This is a genomic window from Pectobacterium sp. CHL-2024 (assembly GCF_044751765.1).
In the GTDB taxonomy this organism is placed as follows: Bacteria; Pseudomonadota; Gammaproteobacteria; order Enterobacterales; family Enterobacteriaceae; genus Pectobacterium; species Pectobacterium brasiliense.
In genome coordinates, this window is record NZ_JBIXKO010000010.1 from 1 (window position 1) to 15,618 (window position 15,618).

At 56.6% G+C, this 15,618-nt stretch carries 15 protein-coding genes and 1 CRISPR repeat array; of the genes, 11 read left to right on the plus strand and 4 right to left on the minus strand.

Annotated features, from left to right (window positions below; genetic code table 11):
• Positions 1 to 85: 85 nt before the first annotated feature.
• The 8 genes from casA (at position 86) to ACIPUG_RS14910 (ending at position 8,330) form a co-directional block, all read left to right on the plus strand.
• Positions 86 to 1,654: a type I-E CRISPR-associated protein Cse1/CasA gene (casA, locus tag ACIPUG_RS14875; RefSeq protein ID WP_400338968.1), complete on the plus strand. Its 1,569-nt coding sequence runs from the start codon at positions 86 to 88 to the stop codon at positions 1,652 to 1,654.
• The gene (gene casB, locus ACIPUG_RS14880; protein WP_400338970.1) at positions 1,638 to 2,285 is read left to right on the plus strand and encodes a type I-E CRISPR-associated protein Cse2/CasB; all 648 of its coding nucleotides are present in this window, start codon (positions 1,638 to 1,640) and stop codon (positions 2,283 to 2,285) included. Before casA ends, casB begins: the two co-directional genes overlap by 17 nt.
• Before the next feature lie 3 nt (positions 2,286 to 2,288).
• Positions 2,289 to 3,356 (plus strand): type I-E CRISPR-associated protein Cas7/Cse4/CasC, encoded by a 1,068-nt coding sequence (gene cas7e, locus ACIPUG_RS14885; RefSeq protein WP_400338973.1) that lies wholly within the window; start codon positions 2,289 to 2,291, stop codon positions 3,354 to 3,356.
• A gap of 9 nt (positions 3,357 to 3,365) precedes the next feature.
• The gene (cas5e, locus tag ACIPUG_RS14890) at positions 3,366 to 4,100 is read left to right on the plus strand and encodes a type I-E CRISPR-associated protein Cas5/CasD (protein WP_400338975.1); all 735 of its coding nucleotides are present in this window, start codon (positions 3,366 to 3,368) and stop codon (positions 4,098 to 4,100) included.
• The gene (gene cas6e, locus ACIPUG_RS14895) at positions 4,100 to 4,747 is read left to right on the plus strand and encodes a type I-E CRISPR-associated protein Cas6/Cse3/CasE (RefSeq protein WP_400339125.1); all 648 of its coding nucleotides are present in this window, start codon (positions 4,100 to 4,102) and stop codon (positions 4,745 to 4,747) included. Before cas5e ends, cas6e begins: the two co-directional genes overlap by 1 nt.
• A gap of 27 nt (positions 4,748 to 4,774) precedes the next feature.
• The gene (cas1e, locus tag ACIPUG_RS14900; RefSeq protein WP_400338977.1) at positions 4,775 to 5,692 is read left to right on the plus strand and encodes a type I-E CRISPR-associated endonuclease Cas1e; all 918 of its coding nucleotides are present in this window, start codon (positions 4,775 to 4,777) and stop codon (positions 5,690 to 5,692) included.
• Positions 5,693 to 5,986: a type I-E CRISPR-associated endoribonuclease Cas2e gene (cas2e, locus tag ACIPUG_RS14905; protein ID WP_400338979.1), complete on the plus strand. Its 294-nt coding sequence runs from the start codon at positions 5,693 to 5,695 to the stop codon at positions 5,984 to 5,986. It abuts the gene before it with no gap.
• 84 nt (positions 5,987 to 6,070) lie between these two features.
• A CRISPR array of direct repeats spans positions 6,071 to 7,689; the repeat unit is 29 nt; unit sequence GTGTTCCCCGCGCCAGCGGGGATAAACCG.
• 182 nt (positions 7,690 to 7,871) lie between these two features.
• On the plus strand, positions 7,872 to 8,330 hold the full coding sequence (locus tag ACIPUG_RS14910) for a hypothetical protein (protein ID WP_400338982.1): 459 nt from the start codon (positions 7,872 to 7,874) through the stop codon (positions 8,328 to 8,330).
• A 94-nt stretch (positions 8,331 to 8,424) separates the two neighbouring features.
• Here ACIPUG_RS14910 and ACIPUG_RS14915 read toward each other — a convergent pair whose 3' ends face one another.
• Both ACIPUG_RS14915 and ACIPUG_RS14920 read right to left on the minus strand, forming a co-directional pair.
• Positions 8,425 to 9,777, minus strand: coding sequence for a pyridoxal phosphate-dependent decarboxylase family protein (locus ACIPUG_RS14915; RefSeq protein WP_400338985.1), 1,353 nt, complete (start codon positions 9,775 to 9,777; stop codon positions 8,425 to 8,427).
• Between the two features lie 53 nt (positions 9,778 to 9,830).
• A complete protein-coding gene (locus ACIPUG_RS14920) occupies positions 9,831 to 11,087 on the minus strand; it encodes an MFS transporter (protein WP_400338987.1) in 1,257 nt (418 codons plus the stop codon).
• Positions 11,088 to 11,237: 150 nt separating this feature from the next.
• Between ACIPUG_RS14920 and ACIPUG_RS14925 the strand changes: the two genes are divergently transcribed.
• The 3 genes from ACIPUG_RS14925 (at position 11,238) to ACIPUG_RS14935 (ending at position 12,899) form a co-directional block, all read left to right on the plus strand.
• The gene (locus ACIPUG_RS14925; RefSeq protein WP_014913935.1) at positions 11,238 to 11,684 is read left to right on the plus strand and encodes a helix-turn-helix domain-containing protein; all 447 of its coding nucleotides are present in this window, start codon (positions 11,238 to 11,240) and stop codon (positions 11,682 to 11,684) included.
• A gap of 9 nt (positions 11,685 to 11,693) precedes the next feature.
• A complete protein-coding gene (locus ACIPUG_RS14930) occupies positions 11,694 to 12,140 on the plus strand; it encodes a YhbP family protein (RefSeq protein WP_400338989.1) in 447 nt (148 codons plus the stop codon).
• 105 nt (positions 12,141 to 12,245) lie between these two features.
• Positions 12,246 to 12,899, plus strand: coding sequence for a hypothetical protein (locus tag ACIPUG_RS14935; RefSeq protein ID WP_014913937.1), 654 nt, complete (start codon positions 12,246 to 12,248; stop codon positions 12,897 to 12,899).
• Between the two features lie 11 nt (positions 12,900 to 12,910).
• Here ACIPUG_RS14935 and nrdG read toward each other — a convergent pair whose 3' ends face one another.
• Positions 12,911 to 13,375, minus strand: coding sequence for an anaerobic ribonucleoside-triphosphate reductase-activating protein (gene nrdG, locus ACIPUG_RS14940; protein WP_039462768.1), 465 nt, complete (start codon positions 13,373 to 13,375; stop codon positions 12,911 to 12,913).
• 81 nt (positions 13,376 to 13,456) lie between these two features.
• Positions 13,457 to 15,595: an anaerobic ribonucleoside-triphosphate reductase gene (gene nrdD, locus ACIPUG_RS14945; protein ID WP_400338992.1), complete on the minus strand. Its 2,139-nt coding sequence runs from the start codon at positions 15,593 to 15,595 to the stop codon at positions 13,457 to 13,459.
• Positions 15,596 to 15,618: the final 23 nt, after the last annotated feature.

Here is a 15,618-nt window from a genome sequence, read left to right on the forward strand (position 1 = left end):
CCTGCAGTTACCGATTTTACATCTTGCTGAAAAATGCCTTGTTCAACCGGGAGCGTCCATATACGCGGCGTACACAGGAGGTACGATGTTTTCATTGATTGAAGAACCTTGGTTGCCCGCCGTCTTTGCGGATGGTCGGATGGGTAACATTTCCCCGCAGCAGCTCCCCGACGACAATATTATCGATCTTGCCTGGCCGCGTGCCGATTTGCAGGGGGCGGGCTATCAGCTTCTTATCGGCCTGCTGCAAACTGCCTATGCCCCCGTTGATGGCGATGGCTGGACCGAGGTCTGGGAAGAAGGACTTGGTTCCGACTTTTCGCAAGCGTTAGCCACGCTGGTACCGGCGATGCAGTTTGGCGCACAGAAGCCCGCGTTTATGCAGGATTTTGCCACGCTCGACAGCGACCCGACACCGATTTCGGGACTGTTGATCGATGCCCCCGGCGGCAATACGCTCAAGCTAAATAAAGATCACTTCATCAAGCGTGGCACGGTCAGCGCGGTGTGCCCGCACTGTGCGGCAATGGCGCTGTTCACACTGCAAACCAATGCGCCATCCGGCGGGCAAGGGCACCGCACCGGGATGCGCGGTGGCGGGCCGATCACTACGCTGCTTATGCCGGAAAAATCCGGTCTGCCGCTGTGGAAAAAGCTCTGGATGAACGTGGTGACGCAAGAGGTGATGCCCAAGGGCAAACCCGATGCCACGGTGTTCCCGTGGTTAGCGAATACGCCCACCAGCGATGGTACTCACCCGCCCGTGACGCCGGAAAATGCGCATCGGCTGCAAGCCTATTGGGGCATGCCGCGCCGTATTGAACTGGATTTCACCACGCTACAGACGGGTGAATGCGATCTGTGCGGCACGGAATCGACCACGCTGCTCACGCAGTATCGCACCAAGAACTACGGCATTCAGTACGACAGCTGGCGGCACCCGCTCACTCCCTATCGTCATGCGCTGAAAGGCGATGCCCCTTTTCTGTCGGTGAAAGGGCAACCGGGCGGGCTGGCGTATCGTGACTGGCTGGGGCTGCTTATTCAGGGAGAAGATAAGCTCAATAGCACCTTTCCCGCGATGGTCGTGCACCACAATGCCCAGCGAGATGAACTGCGTAGAGACTCTGGGCTGTGGTGTTTTGGCTACGATATGGACAACATGAAGGCACGTTGCTGGTATGAGCACCATGTTCCGCAGTTGTTTGCCTCTGCCCGTTTTCGTGATGATCCTCTTGCGCTACGTGAATATAAAGACCATTTGCAACTGGCGGTGGAACTGGCGCGGGACAGTGCCACGCTGCTGCGTCAGATGATTAAAGAAGCTTGGTTTTCGCGCCCCAAGGACGCAAAAGGGGATTTCAGTGCCATTGATGTCGCGTTCTGGCAGGAGACGCAGCCTGATTTTATGCGGCTGTATCAGTCGCTGGCTCAGGGGAGCTCCCCCGCTATGGCGCTGAAAACGTGGCAAAAGGCGCTCTATCGCTATCTGTTGGAGAACTACGATGCCCGCGTGTTTAGCAACCCAGACGAACATCGCGATCTGGTTAAGGCGGCGGGAACGCGGAAAAAGCTGAGTGCGTTTTTCTATAAGCAAAAAGCGTCAGAAACCATTAAACAAATGCAGGAGGCAGTGGATGGCAAACACGGCTGATTTTTTGGTCATCAACAAGGATGACGCAAAAAAGATTAGTGACTGGTACGAGGCGCTACAAAATCGCCATAGTGCTGCGGGCAATGGCCGTGCGCGACGGGCAGAGCTGCGCCGTGCCACTCCGCCTTATGGCGTGCTGACCTGTCAGGGATATCACGATCTGGCCGGGAAGCTGGCGGCGCGGCTGGAAAAGGAACACCACATCGTGGCACTGGCGATTTTTGTTTCTGTCGCGGCACACGCGGCGAAAAACATGTTGAAGACCAGCTTCGCTGCCCAGCTAGGTGAAAAACAGGGCGGCGACCGTCCTTTTCTTTCCGCTTTGCGCTTTGAACGGCTACAGCGGGCGCAAACGCCGGAAGAACTGTATCGCCAGCTTTTCCGTGCGGTGCAAATACGCGGTGAGGCAGGTGTCAACCTCCCTTCACTGGCGGACGGTATTTTCCTGTGGGTGGACGAGTGGCAGGCGCGGCAGGAAAACCGCGCGCCGACGCTTCACCCTTTGCGACGCAACGCCGTGCGCTGGGCGTGCGAGTATGCGCAGGCGTCACAAAATATCACCGCCGATGAGCCAGGCACGACAGCAATGTTAACGACAGAAACGTCAACGACAGCTTCAGACAAGGAATAACTGATGACCACTTTTATCCAGCTTCATTTTTTAACCGCTTATCCGTCTTCTAACCTGAACCGTGATGATGCGGGTCGTCCGAAAACCGCAATCGTTGGCGGCGTCGAGCGTTTGCGGGTGTCCTCGCAAAGCCTGAAACGTGCATGGCGTACCTCTGAGGTTTTTGAGTCCGCAATGGATGGCCATATCGGCACCCGCAGTCGCCGTATAGGGCGTGATATCTACACTGCGCTGATTGCTGGTGGTATGAGTGAAAAGCTGGCCGATGAGGCGACGAAGAGCATTGCTGAGCAGTTCGGTAAACCGAAAAAAGAAGAAAAAGGCAGTAAAGACCCGCTGGAAAAATACGATATCGAACAGCTTGCTCACTTCAGCGTGCAGGAAAGGGCGTTGATCGATCAACTGGTTGCTCGTCTGATCGCTGAGTCACGGAAGCCGAATAGCGAAGAGCTAAAGCTACTGCGTAAGGACGCCGCCAGCGTCGATATCGCGCTGTTTGGTCGGATGCTGGCCGCCGAGCCGGAATTCAACGTTGAAGCAGCCTGTCAGGTAGCACACGCGCTGGGCGTGAGTGCCGTCACCATCGAAGACGACTTCTTTACGGCGGTGGATGACCTGAATACGTCAGCCGACAGCGGATCGGCGCATATGGGCGAACAGAGCTTTGCCTCGGCGCTGTTCTATCACTATGTCTGCATTAACCGCGATCTGCTGCTGGAAAATCTGAATAACGATGAAGAGCTGGTGGCGCGTACCCTGCGTGCGCTGACGGAAACGGCGCTGACCGTATCGCCGGGTGGCAAGCAGAACAGCTTTGCCAGTCGGGCGCTGGCAACCTATGTGCTGGCAGAGAAGGGAAGCGATCAGCCGCGTACCTTGTCAGTCGCGTTTTTCAAACCCATCCGCAATGACGATCAGGTCAATGATGCCATCGAGCTGCTGTGTAAACAAAAAGCCAAGTTTGATCGGGTGTACGCCTCTGCGGGCAGCGTTCCTTCCTATGAGCTGAACGTGGAAGCTGAGAGTGAGGGCGGTTCACTGCAAGGGTTACTGGATTTCATCAGCCAGTAGGAGCGCGATATGGATAACTATCTGGTCTTCCAGGTCTACGCCCCGCTGGTGTCGTGGGGAGAAGTGGCGGTGGGTGAAGTGCGCCATACCTCTACAGTGCCCAGTCGTTCGGCGTTGCTGGGGTTGCTGGCAGCGGCGTTGGGGATCCGGCATGACGATCGGGCCGCGCTGACGGTTTTCAACCAGCATTACCACGTGGCGGTGCGGCCGCTTTCCGATCGTGAAACCTGGCTGAATGACTACCACACGGTGCAGATGCCGAAAGAAAACCGCAAAGTGCCGCGCTACACAAGACGTGATGAATTGCGGCCGGAGGCAGGGCAATCGCTCGAAACCATGCTGACCTCACGCGAATACCGCTGTGATGCCTATTACCACATCGCCATTAGTGCCACACCGGATGCACCTTACGCGTTAAGTGCGCTGAGAGAGGCGTTGCTATCACCGGTATTTACGCTCTATTTCGGGCGTAAAAGCTGTCCGCCTGCGCTGCCGCTGGCACCACACCTGTTTGCTGGCACGCTGGCCGAGGTGTGGCAGTTAGCAAAGCAGACGCCAGCACTGAACGACCTCGCATTAGAGACGATCGGTCGTGCCGAAGGCGTGTGCTACTGGGAACAGGAAAGCGACACGGGGCTAACGGCGCAATACCGCGTCTCACGGAACGATCAGCCCGCCGATCGGCGGCGCTGGCAGTTCACTTCCCGCGTGCAATATGCCGGCAGTGAAAAGGGAGAGGAATGATGTATTTTTCCAGAATAACGCTGCAGCTCAATGCATTGCCGCGCGTGATGGCGGAAAAGCGGCTGCACGCGGGGGGCTATGCCAGCCACCAGTGGCTCTGGCAGCTCTTCCCCGAGCATCTTCAGAGATCGTTCCTGTTCCGTGAAGAGGCACATGAAACAAAAAGTCTATTTTACCTGCTCTCTGAACAGGCACCGCAGGCAGGCCATAACCTGTTTCAGGTGGAAACCAAACCGTATCAACCGCAGTGGCATAACGGCATGACGCTGGCGTTTTCGCTACGTGCTAATCCGGTGGTCACGCGGGACGGCAAGCGTAGCGATGTGTTGATGGATGCGCGTCATCAGGCGAAAGCTGCCGGGCTATCTGGTGTAGAACTGTGGCGGCATCAACAGCAGCGTGCTCATGACTGGCTGGTGCGTCAGGGAGAAAACGCGGGTTTTGCGGTGTCGTCGTGTCAGGTCGATGGGTATCAACGTCATCGCCTGAACAAGCCAGGCCAGTCGGCGGCGATTATGTTCAGTAGCGTGGATTATGACGGGGTGCTCCACATTACAGATGCTGAACGCTTTGCGACAGCTGTCCGGCAGGGGTTAGGAAAAAGCAAAGCACTGGGATGCGGCTTGCTGCTATTGAAACGGGCGTAGCCTGCCCCGTTACAGGGAGAGTTGACGATGTATGTTCCGCTCAATCCGATCCCGCTCAAGGATCGGGTTTCACTCATCTTTCTGCAATACGGGCAGATTGATGTCATTGACGGTGCGTTTGTGCTGGTGGATAAAACCGGTGTGCGCACGCATATTCCCGTGGGGTCGGTTGCCTGCATCATGCTGGAGCCGGGCACGCGGGTTTCTCATGCGGCCGTGCGGCTGGCTGCAACGGTCGGGACGCTGCTGGTGTGGGTCGGCGAAGCCGGTGTACGGCTGTATGCGTCTGGTCAGCCCGGCGGTGCGCGGTCGGACAAATTGCTCTATCAGGCCAAGCTGGCGTTGGATGAGGAACTGCGCCTTAAAGTGGTGCGCAAAATGTTTGAGCTACGCTTTGGTGAACCTGCGCCGAGCCGTCGTTCCGTCGATCAACTCAGGGGGATTGAAGGTGCCCGCGTGCGCCAAACATATACGCTGTTGGCGCAGCAGTATGGCGTGAAATGGAATGGCCGACGTTACGATCCGAAAGATTGGGAACGAGGTGACAAGGTCAACCAGTGTATTAGCGCGGCAACGTCCTGCCTGTACGGTATTACGGAAGCGGCCGTGCTGGCGGCAGGTTATGCACCAGCAATTGGGTTTGTCCACAGCGGCAAACCGCTTTCTTTTGTCTACGACATTGCCGACATCATCAAATTCGAGGGGGGGGTGGCGAAAGCTTTTGAAATTGTAGCCCGCAACCCTGCCGAGCCGGATCGTGAAGTGCGGCTTGCCTGTCGTGATATTTTCCGCAGCCAGAAAACGCTGAGCAAACTAATTCCCTTGATTGAGGAAGTCTTGTCTGCGGGTGGCATTACGCCGCCTCTACCGCCGGACGATGCACAGCCGCCTGCAATCCCAGAACCGAAACCGTTTGGTGAAAGCGGCCACCGGGGGCAGGGTTAAATGAACATGCTGGTGGTTGTGACGGAAAATGTCCCGCCGCGGTTGCGCGGCAGGCTGGCGGTGTGGCTATTGGAAGTCCGCGCGGGAGTGTATGTCGGTGATACGTCACAGCGGGTGAGAGAGATGGTCTGGCAGCAGATTATCGAACTGGCAGAACAGGGCAATGTGGTGATGGCGTGGGCGACGAATACGGAATCCGGTTTTGAGTTCCAAACCTGGGGCGAAAATCGCCGAATGCCGGTAGATCTGGATGGCCTACGGTTAGTCTCTTTCTCACCTATTGAAAATCAATAAGTTAGCGATCTTTAACAACATGGAAAAATCGGTAGAATTTTTTATGCCGAAAAAAGTGTTATAAAACAACTCTCTACTTTTAGAGTGTTCCCCGCGCCAGCGGGGATAAACCGTCTCGCCACCAACCTATGCGCGCCTAGATAATGTGTTCCCCGCGCCAGCGGGGATAAACCGCCGAAATGTGCGTATCGAATTTAATCGGTTCAAGTGTTCCCCGCGCCAGCGGGGATAAACCGCGCTTCTGTATCGGGATAATCTCATCTTTTCGGTGTTCCCCGCGTCAGCGGGGATAAACCGATGGGCGTCAATATCGATGGCAAATTTTATGAGAGTTCCCCGCGCGAGCGGGGATAAACCGAACTGTTCGAGCGTCGCGGTTTCGCTATACATGTGTTCCCCGCGCCAGCGGGGATAAACCGACGATAGGACGGGGGATTTTTAGGGCATTTTCGTGTTCCCTGCGCCAGCGGGGATAAACCGTTAGCGGCCAACACCGGTCTGATCTCTATTGAAGTGTTCCCCGCGCCAGCGGGGATAAACCACTACCAATCATATTCGCCTCATCATATTTGTGAGTGTTCCCCGTGCTAGCGGGGATAAACCGTGGCCGCCGCCACCGCCTGTGCCGAGATTACCGTGTTCCCCGCGCCAGCGGGGATAAACCGGGGCTAACGGATTCTTTTGGGGCTGCTCCTGTGTGTTCCCCGCGCCAGCGGGGATAAACCGGATTAATCGGCCTTGCTCTCCCAAATATTCTAGTGTTCCCCGCGCCAGCGGGGATAAACCGGAGTTCGCGGCTATCGTTCAGCGCTACGGCTGGTGTTCCCCGCGCCAGCGGGGATAAACCGTCAGTGAAATCGCGCATCTGTCCGGTGCCACAGTGTTCCCCGCGCCAGCGGGGATAAACCGGCGTCTGAAATGGTTAACATGGAGCGTGTTAACGTGTTCCCCGCGCCAGCGGGGATAAACCGGTGCGGAGCGTAACACGCGGGAATTAGTCAACGTGTTCCCCGCGCCAGCGGGGATAAACCGCGGAGAAGCGCTACAGCATTCAGTCTGTGACAGTGTTCCCCGCGCCAGCGGGGATAAACCGACGGGCGAAATGTATTTCGGTAACACGCCTGAGTGTTCCCCACACCAGCGGGGATAAACCGTCGAGTATTTTTCGCGGATCTGGCTCACCCCAGTGTTCCCCGCGCCAGCGGGGATAAACCGGGCAGTCATCATGTGTTCGTCAAAGCAGGCAAGTGTTCCCCGCGCCAGCGGGGATAAACCGGATTAATCGGCCTTGCTCTCCCAAATATTCTAGTGTTCCCCGCGCCAGCGGGGATAAACCGACGGCACGGTCACGTCAACGTGGCATGAATACGTGTTCCCCGCGTCAGCGGGGATAAACCGAGCGTTCCCGATACGCCACCGAATACGTCATTGAGTTCCCCGCACCAGCGGGGATAAACCGTCCAGGCAGTTAGTTAGCGGATTTTCGTGCTCGTGTTCCCCGCGTCAGCGGGGATAAACCGTGGTCTGAATCAGACATCATCCAGCACCTACAGTGTTCCCTGTGCCAGCGGGGATAAACCGTATTCATCCAGATACAGGTTTCCAGTGTAGCTGTGTTCCCCGCGCCGGCGGGGATAAACCGCATGCTGGTTAAGAATGAGAAGCTTAACGGGTGAGTTCCCCGCACCAGCGGGGATAAACTGGGCTTATACCCCTTGTTGCATGTTGGTCTAAATATCCCCCGCACGGAACCAAATCCCGCGGCTGGCTGGCGCGATGGGGGATTGCGTGTCAGTATTAAAGCACGCCATTTTTGCACTCACCGTTACGGTGAGGCGCTATGCCAATGATTTTTGTCTTCCATACGTTACCGTAAGGAGGTGATATGAAAGTTGAAGCCGCAGAGTCGTCCGTTTTTGCCAGCCAGCAGGTGATGGCGAAGCGTTCGACAGAGCATGCAGAGAAAGCGGCGCTGTCCGAAAAGCTTCAGTCTTATCAGGCGGGCAGCGGTGCTGTTCCTGTCGGTGAGACGACGCGGTATGATTTCACCCGCATTAGCCCTGCCGAGCTGTATGAAACGGTTGAAGGCCTTGTCAGCAGTGGGCGGTTGGGACGTGAAGAAGGTTCCGCGCTGCTGGGTTTTGTCTCGTCGCCGAGAGCCGAAGGGGGAAGTATTCCGCCTTCCAATGTATTCCAGCCGATTAATGTTTTCGACACCATTCAGCAAGGCGTCGCGGGCGCATCATCCCGTAGCGAAGTGCAGAATACCGAAAGCCTGCAGCGTGCCGCAGAGGCGCTGAACCGCTTTCAGGGACAGGTCTCCAGCATTAGCGTTTACGTCTAGCGTATTTCAGTGCGCCGTAGTCTGATGACGTCTCCCTATCCCCGTGTTTGCGGGGATAGTTGTTTTATACCGTGCTCAGCGCTTTAGGTTTCACTCAGCGTGGGGTTCGAGCTTTGATGTCCGTCAGCAGCGTGATTAGCGCCTGCACGTTATCGTCCTGCGTGCGCCAGGATGACACGCTGATGCGCAGTGCCGGACGCCCCTGCCAGACGGTGCCGCCAAACCATGCTTTGCCCGATGCCTGTAGCGCTTCTCGTATCGCCGTGGTTTGGCTGTCGGTTTCCCCCCGCAGCAGAACCTGATTAAGCACAACCCGATTCAGTATCTTAAAACCCGCATGGCGTAGGCCGTCGGCGATGAAGGTTGCCTGTCGGCAGTGTCGTTCGACCATCTCTGCCACGCCGTCGCGCCCCAGCGTACGCAGTGCTGCCCACACCGGAATGCCGCGCGGCCGACGAGAGAATTCGAGCGTCAGATTCTTCTGCGCATCTCGCGCCGCACTGGAATAGACGGCATCCGCGTTCATCGCTTCCGCCAGCACGTCCGCATCGCGGCAAATCGCCATCGCACAATCGTAAGGGGTGTTCAGCCATTTATGCGCGTCCGTTGTCCAGCTATCGGCCAGCTCGATGCCGTCGGTGAGAGCCGCGTGGGACGAAGCTCTGGCCCACAGTCCGAAGGCACCATCAACGTGAACCCAGGCACCCGCTGCTTTCGCGACGGGAATGATCTGCGCAAAGTCATCGAACTCGCCTGTGTTGACTTCGCCCGCCTGCAAACAAAGAATCGTGCGGTCGTCCAGCGAAGGAAGCTGTGCCACGTCGATCTGCCCAAACGCATTCACGGGCGCGATACGTAAATGGCGTAGCCCAAAGCCGAGTACGCGTAGCGCTTTCTTCACGGTGATGTGCGTCAGTTCCGAAATCACGACCTTAATTTCAGGTGCACCGTTCAGTCCATCGTTGTCAAAATCCCAGCCCTGTTTTGCCAGCAGAGCACGACGTGCGGCGGCCAGGCAGGAAAGCGTGCAGGCGGTGGCGCTGGTGCCGAAACCCACGGCGCTGTCTTTGGGCAAGTTCAGCGCATCGAGTACCCAGCGGCTGGCGAGGCGTTCCAGCGTGGCGGATACCGGCGAGTTATCAAAGGTGGAGGCGCACTGATCCCAGGCGATCATTAATCGCTCGGAGGCGGCGGCGACCGGCAATGAGGCTCCGATAACAAAGCCGAAATAGTTTGGACCATTGGAGGCGGTAGTAGCCGGTGAACCGACTTCATCCAGCAGCGTCAGCGTGCTTTCGGGCGAGAAGCCCTGTTGCGGCAGCACTTCATCAAAACGTGCCAGCGCGGCGAGGGCATCGGCATCGGGGAAAACCCGGCGCTGTGCAGTCTCAGCCAGATAACGTCGGCCGCGCTCGTCGGCATCAGCCAGTAATGTCAGTTCGCTCATGTTTTTCCCTTATCAATAGGATGGTGTCTTTATGAAGAAGCGTTGTTCCGCTATCACGATGGCGTGGAAGCGGCCGGTGACGGCGCTGAGGTATGCAGCGTCACTTTCCAGAAAAGCAGCGCCGTCAGGCTGACGGCTGCACCAAGGAGGCACACGCCTGACCAGCCCGCAGCGTCATACGCCGCTGTCGTTGCCATCGCGCCAAGTCCGCTGCCGATGCTATAAAACAGCATATAACAGCCAACCAGACGGCTGTGCGCATCGGGATGCGTCTTGAAAATCATGCTTTGGTTGGTGACGTGAATGGCCTGTCCGCCCAGATCGAGAACGATGATGCCGACCACCAGCGCGAAGAGAGAATAGGGCGCTAACCACAGCGGCAGCCACGATGTCAGCAGCAATAACAGGGCGATGCCGCTGACCCACTGTTCGCGGCCTTTATCGGCCAATGAGCCCGCTTTTACCGCCGCCAATGCGCCGAGAATCCCCACCAGACCAAACGCACCGATAACCGTATGAGAAAAGAAATACGGTTCGCGACTCAGCGGCAAAACCAGTGCGCTCCAGAAAATGCTCAGGGCAGCAAACATCAGTAAAGCGATGGTGCCGCGTATTTGCAACACCCGTTCTTGACGCAGCAAGGTCAGCATAGAGAGCAGCAACGCGGAATAGTGTGGGCGCTGCCGGGCAAGCGGCTGATGCGGCAGTGTGCGCCATAACAGCACAGCAAGCAGAAGCATCAGCAGCGCGGAGAAAAAGTATACGCTGCGCCAGCCTGCGACATCGGCGATAAAGCCGGATAGCACGCGCGCCAGCAACAGCCCAATTACCACGCCGCCCTGTGCCGCACCCACCACGCGTCCGCGCTCCTGCGGTGCGGCAGCTGTTGCGGCATAAGCAATCAGACCCTGAGTCATTGCCGTACCGAGCATGCCCACGGCCAGCATGCTGATCAATAGAGCCAGGGGCGTGGTGGATAGCCCAACGGCGATCAGCGCCACGATGAGCGCACCCAACTGGGCGAGCATCAAATAGCGTCGATTGAGGATATCACCCAGCGGCACGAGCAGAATTAACGCCAGCGCACAGCCAAGCTGTGTTGCGGTCATCACGCCGCCAACGGCAGCGATGCTGATGTGAAAATCTACCGATAGCGCATCCAACAGCGGCTGTGCGTAATACACATTGGCGACGCTGAGGGCGCTGGCACAGGCAAACAGCAAAACTAACGCGCGCGGCAATGTCGTCTGCGTGCTGTAAAGATCGCCTTCGGTAACGGATGACGTGGTATGAATAGGGTTTGTTTTCATCGTATTGGCTTTCATTGCTCAATTTGGTTTCAAAATAAAACCACTTGAAGCATAAATACTCTGGTTTTATTCTGCAACCAAAAAACGCACGATCGATTTTTCGGCCTGTGGGTAAGGCAGGATGAACAGGAAAAAGGGGAGGAAGTATTCATGGTGAAGCGCAAAAGTCTGAAAGAGGATGCGTGTCCCGTCGCCCGTGCGCTGGATGTGGTTGGCGATCGCTGGGCGTTGCTGATTATCCGCGATGCCTTCGACAATCGCCGCCGTTTCGGCGATTTTCAGCGCAGTTTGGGCGTTGCCAAAAATATTCTTACCGATCGTCTGCGCGCCCTGGTTGAGGAAGGCATTTTGTCCGTTCAGCCCGTTTCCGAAAGCTCGGCCTATCAGGAATATATCCTGACGCCAAAAGGCGAACAGCTATTCCCGCTCGTTGTGGCGCTACGTCAGTGGGGGGAACAGCAGCTGTTTGCAGAAGGAGAACCGCACTCCCTGCTATTGGATAAACACACTGGCCAGCCTCTGCAAACCATGCTGCCGCACTCTGCGGAAGGGCAGTTAGTGGTCGGGCAGGATACGTTCGTTCAGAAAGTGGATTGAGGCAGCGTAATGCAGAAAAAACTGAGAGAAGCAGGTAGCGATCTTGAGGCAATCTCCCGCTATTTGAAGAAGTTGCACGTACTGACGTTATGCGTAGGTGAAAATTCGGAATTATGGTGTGCGAGTTGCTTCTATACTTATGACGATCAACAGATAGCCTTCTATCTAATGACGGAGTTGCAGACGCGCCACGGAGAAATAATGGCAAGGCTGCCGCAGGTGGCCGGTACGGTGAGCGGCCAGCCGAAGAGCGTCATGCTGATTAAGGGCGTGCAGTTTCGGGCGCAGGCGGTGCAGTTGGAAGGGGATGACGCGCAGCAGGCCAGAGCGCGATACAACGCGCGTTTCCCTATTGCCCAGGCATCGCAAGCGCCGATTTGGCGGCTCGATCTGACAGAAATCAAAATGACGGACAATACGTTGGGCTTTGGTAAGAAGCGCCACTGGCAGCGCTAACGTTTGTCATAACTAACATTTTCCATACATAACAATTTTCCATACATAACAACAGCAACGTAAAAAGATGGGATAGTGAAAGACGCTGAGCAAGGGGGAAAACCGATGAGCCGAGTACTGTTATTAGGTGCAACGGGGTTAGTGGGGCACGAGTTGTTAGAGCTGTTGAAAGCCAATAATCGGGTAGAGACGATCTATGCGCCGACCCGTAAGCCGCTGGCACCGTCAGAGAAAGTGGTCAATCCGCACGATCCCGATCTCTCTGCCGCGCTGGCGCAATTGACCGATCCTGTCGATATCGCGTTTTGCTGTCTGGGATCGACGCTTAAGACGGCAGGCAGTAAGCAGGCGTTCCGCTATGTGGATTACACGCTGGTGGTGGAAGGATCAAAGGTAGCGCTGGCGCTAGGCGCGACGCACCTGTTAGTCGTCAGTTCGCTGAGCGCGAGTGCGACGTCGCCTTTCTTCTATTCGCGCGTGAAGGGAGAAGCGGAAAAATCGCTGCGTCAGCAAGGCTGGCAGCATCTGACACTGGCACAGCCGTCGATGCTGCTGGGGGAAAGAGAAGATAGTCGTCCGCTAGAAAGTCTGGCCGCGCCGCTGTTTCGCTTGTTCCCGGCAAAATGGCGAGCCATTGAAGGGAAAACGGTCGCGCAGGCGTTGCTGAATCAGGCGTTCTCGCCCGAGCCCAAAGCGCGGGTCACCGTGCTCGAATCCGATCAATTACGTTCACTGGGTAAGCAGCAGGCGCTTCAGTAACCTCTTATCGATCAACGCAGACGGTGGACAACCTGATTGCTGCTGCCGCGCCAGATCAGTGCGGGATCTTTCAGATCTTGCACAAACTTTCCATCGACTAACACGTTGATGAGATCGACCACCCGCTGTTGCTCCGGCGTCAGCTCCGCCAGCACGTAGCCCGTCCAGACCCAGATATCTTTGCCGGAGCATTCCGAGCGTATCCGTTCGACCAGCCGCAAGATGTCAGGCACGTTCTGTGGGTGAAGCGGATCGCCACCAGACAGCGAAATGCCCTGCCGTGGGATCGCCGTATCCTGGAGATCGGCGATGATCCGATCTTCCTGTTCCTGCGTAAACGGCTGACCTGAGTTGAGTCGCCAGGTGCTCTTGTTGTAGCACCCCACACACTCATGCACGCAGCCAGCGACAAACAGCGTGCAGCGGGTGCCGGGGCCGTTGACGACATCAACGGGATAATACTGGTGGTAATTCATACGGTAGAGCCCATGTTGTAAAGCGGGCGCGTGTTGACGGTGCCGCGAAAGGTGGGCCGCATCGCTGCGGCCCGGAAGGGATTATCCCAGTTGGCCGTTACCTAAGTGCTTGATTCGACGCTTCACTTCTTCCTGCTTACCGGCGTTGAACGGGCGTGCATCCGGGCTGCCGAGGTAGCCGCACACGCGGCGCGTGACGGAAACGCGGGCCGAATCGTGGTTGCCGCATTTCGGGCAGGTGAAGCCTTTGCTGGTGCACTCGAATTCACCGGTGAAACCGCACTCATAGCATTCGTCGATCGGCGTGTTGGTGCCGTAGTAAGGCACGCGGCTGTAGCTGTAATCCCACACGTCTTCCAGCGCTTTGAGGTTGTGTTGCAGGTTCGGGTATTCGCCGTAGCAAATGAATCCCCCGTTAGCCAGCGGCGGATAGGGCAGCTCGAAGTCGATTTTCTGGTAAGGGTTCACCTTCTTCTCCACATCGAGGTGGAAGCTGTTGGTGTAATACCCTTTGTCCGTCACGCCCTGCACGACGCCAAACTCAGCGGTATCCAGACGGCAGAAGCGGTCACACAGGTTTTCGCTCGGCGTGCTGTACAGGCTGAAGCCGTAACCCGTTTCATCTTTCCACTGCTCGGTAGCGGCTTTCAGGCGAGTGATAACGGCCACGGCTTTAGCACGCAGCGCCTCGTCATCAAACACGTGCGTTTGGCTACCGAAGAGGGCATTAATCGTTTCATGCAGGCCGATGTAACCCAGTGAAATCGAGGCGCGTCCGTTCTTGAAGATATCCGCAATGCTGTCGTCTGCTTTTAAGCGCACGCCGCACGCGCCTTCCATATACAGGATTGGCGCGACGCGAGCTTTCACGCTTTCCAGCCGCGCAATGCGCGTCATCAGCGCTTTCTTCGCCAGTGCCAGACGCTGATCGAGCAGCGTCCAGAAGCGGTCTTCATTGCCTTCGGCTTCCAGCGCAATACGCGGCAGGTTCAGGCTGATCACACCTAAGTTATTGCGGCCGTCGTGAATCTGCTGGCCGTCTTCTTCATAAACACCGAGGAAGCTGCGGCAGCCCATTGGCGTTTTGAACGAACCGGTGACATTCACGACCTGATCGTAGTTCAGGATATCCGGATACATGCGCTTGCTGGCGCACTCCAGCGCGAGCTGTTTGATATCGTAATTCGGATCGCCCGCTTTGTGGTTCAGACCGTCGCGAATCGCAAAGACTAGTTTTGGGAAGACCGCTGTTTTGTGGTTTTTACCCAGTCCGGCAATACGGTTGCGCAGGATCGATTCCTGAATCAGACGCGATTCCCAGCTGATGCCGAGCCCGAAGCCAAAGGTCACGAACGGCGTCTGACCGTTAGCGGTGTGTAGCGTGTTGACTTCATATTCCAGTGACTGGAAGGCGTCGTAGCACTCTTTTTGCGTGCGGGTTAAGGCATAGTTTTCCGCATCTGGAATCTGCCACTCTTCCGCCACGGCTTTATGTTTCGCATGGCTGGCGGTGACGAACGGCGCCAGAATCTCATCAATACGGTTAATCGTGGTGCCGCCATAAATGTGGCTGGCGACCTGCGCGATAATCTGCGCGGTGACGGCGGTAGCCGTGGAGATCGACTTCGGTGGCTCAATCTCCGCGTTGCCCATTTTGAAGCCGTTGGTCAGCATGCCGTTCAGGTCGATCAGCATGCAGTTGAACATCGGGAAAAACGGCGAGTAGTCGAGGTCGTGATAGTGAATCTCACCGCGCTCGTGTGCCAGCACCACATCACGCGGCAGGATGTACTGTTTGGCGTAATGCTTGGCGACAATACCGGCCAGCAGGTCGCGCTGGGTGGGAATCACTTTACTGTCTTTGTTGGCGTTCTCGTTCAGCAGCGCCATGTTGCTCTGCTCGACCAGACCGCGAATTTCCTGATTCAGGCGACCGTGGCGTTCACGCGCAATATCGCGGTCATGGCGGTATTCGATGTAGGTACGCGCCAGTTTTTTGTAATTGCCGGACATCAGCAGGTTTTCGACCGCGTCCTGAATCTCGCGGATATCTACGCGCGATTTATCCTGCATTTGTTGAGCGACCGCACAGGCCACAGTTGCACAGTAGTCTGCATCATTGACACCGGCTGCATGTGCCGCGCGTTCGACCGCCTCTTTGATTCGCACTTCATCAAAAGGCACCTGGCAACCGTCCCGTTTAATCACTACTGGTTTCACGTTTTCTTCCTCTGGAAAGGTTA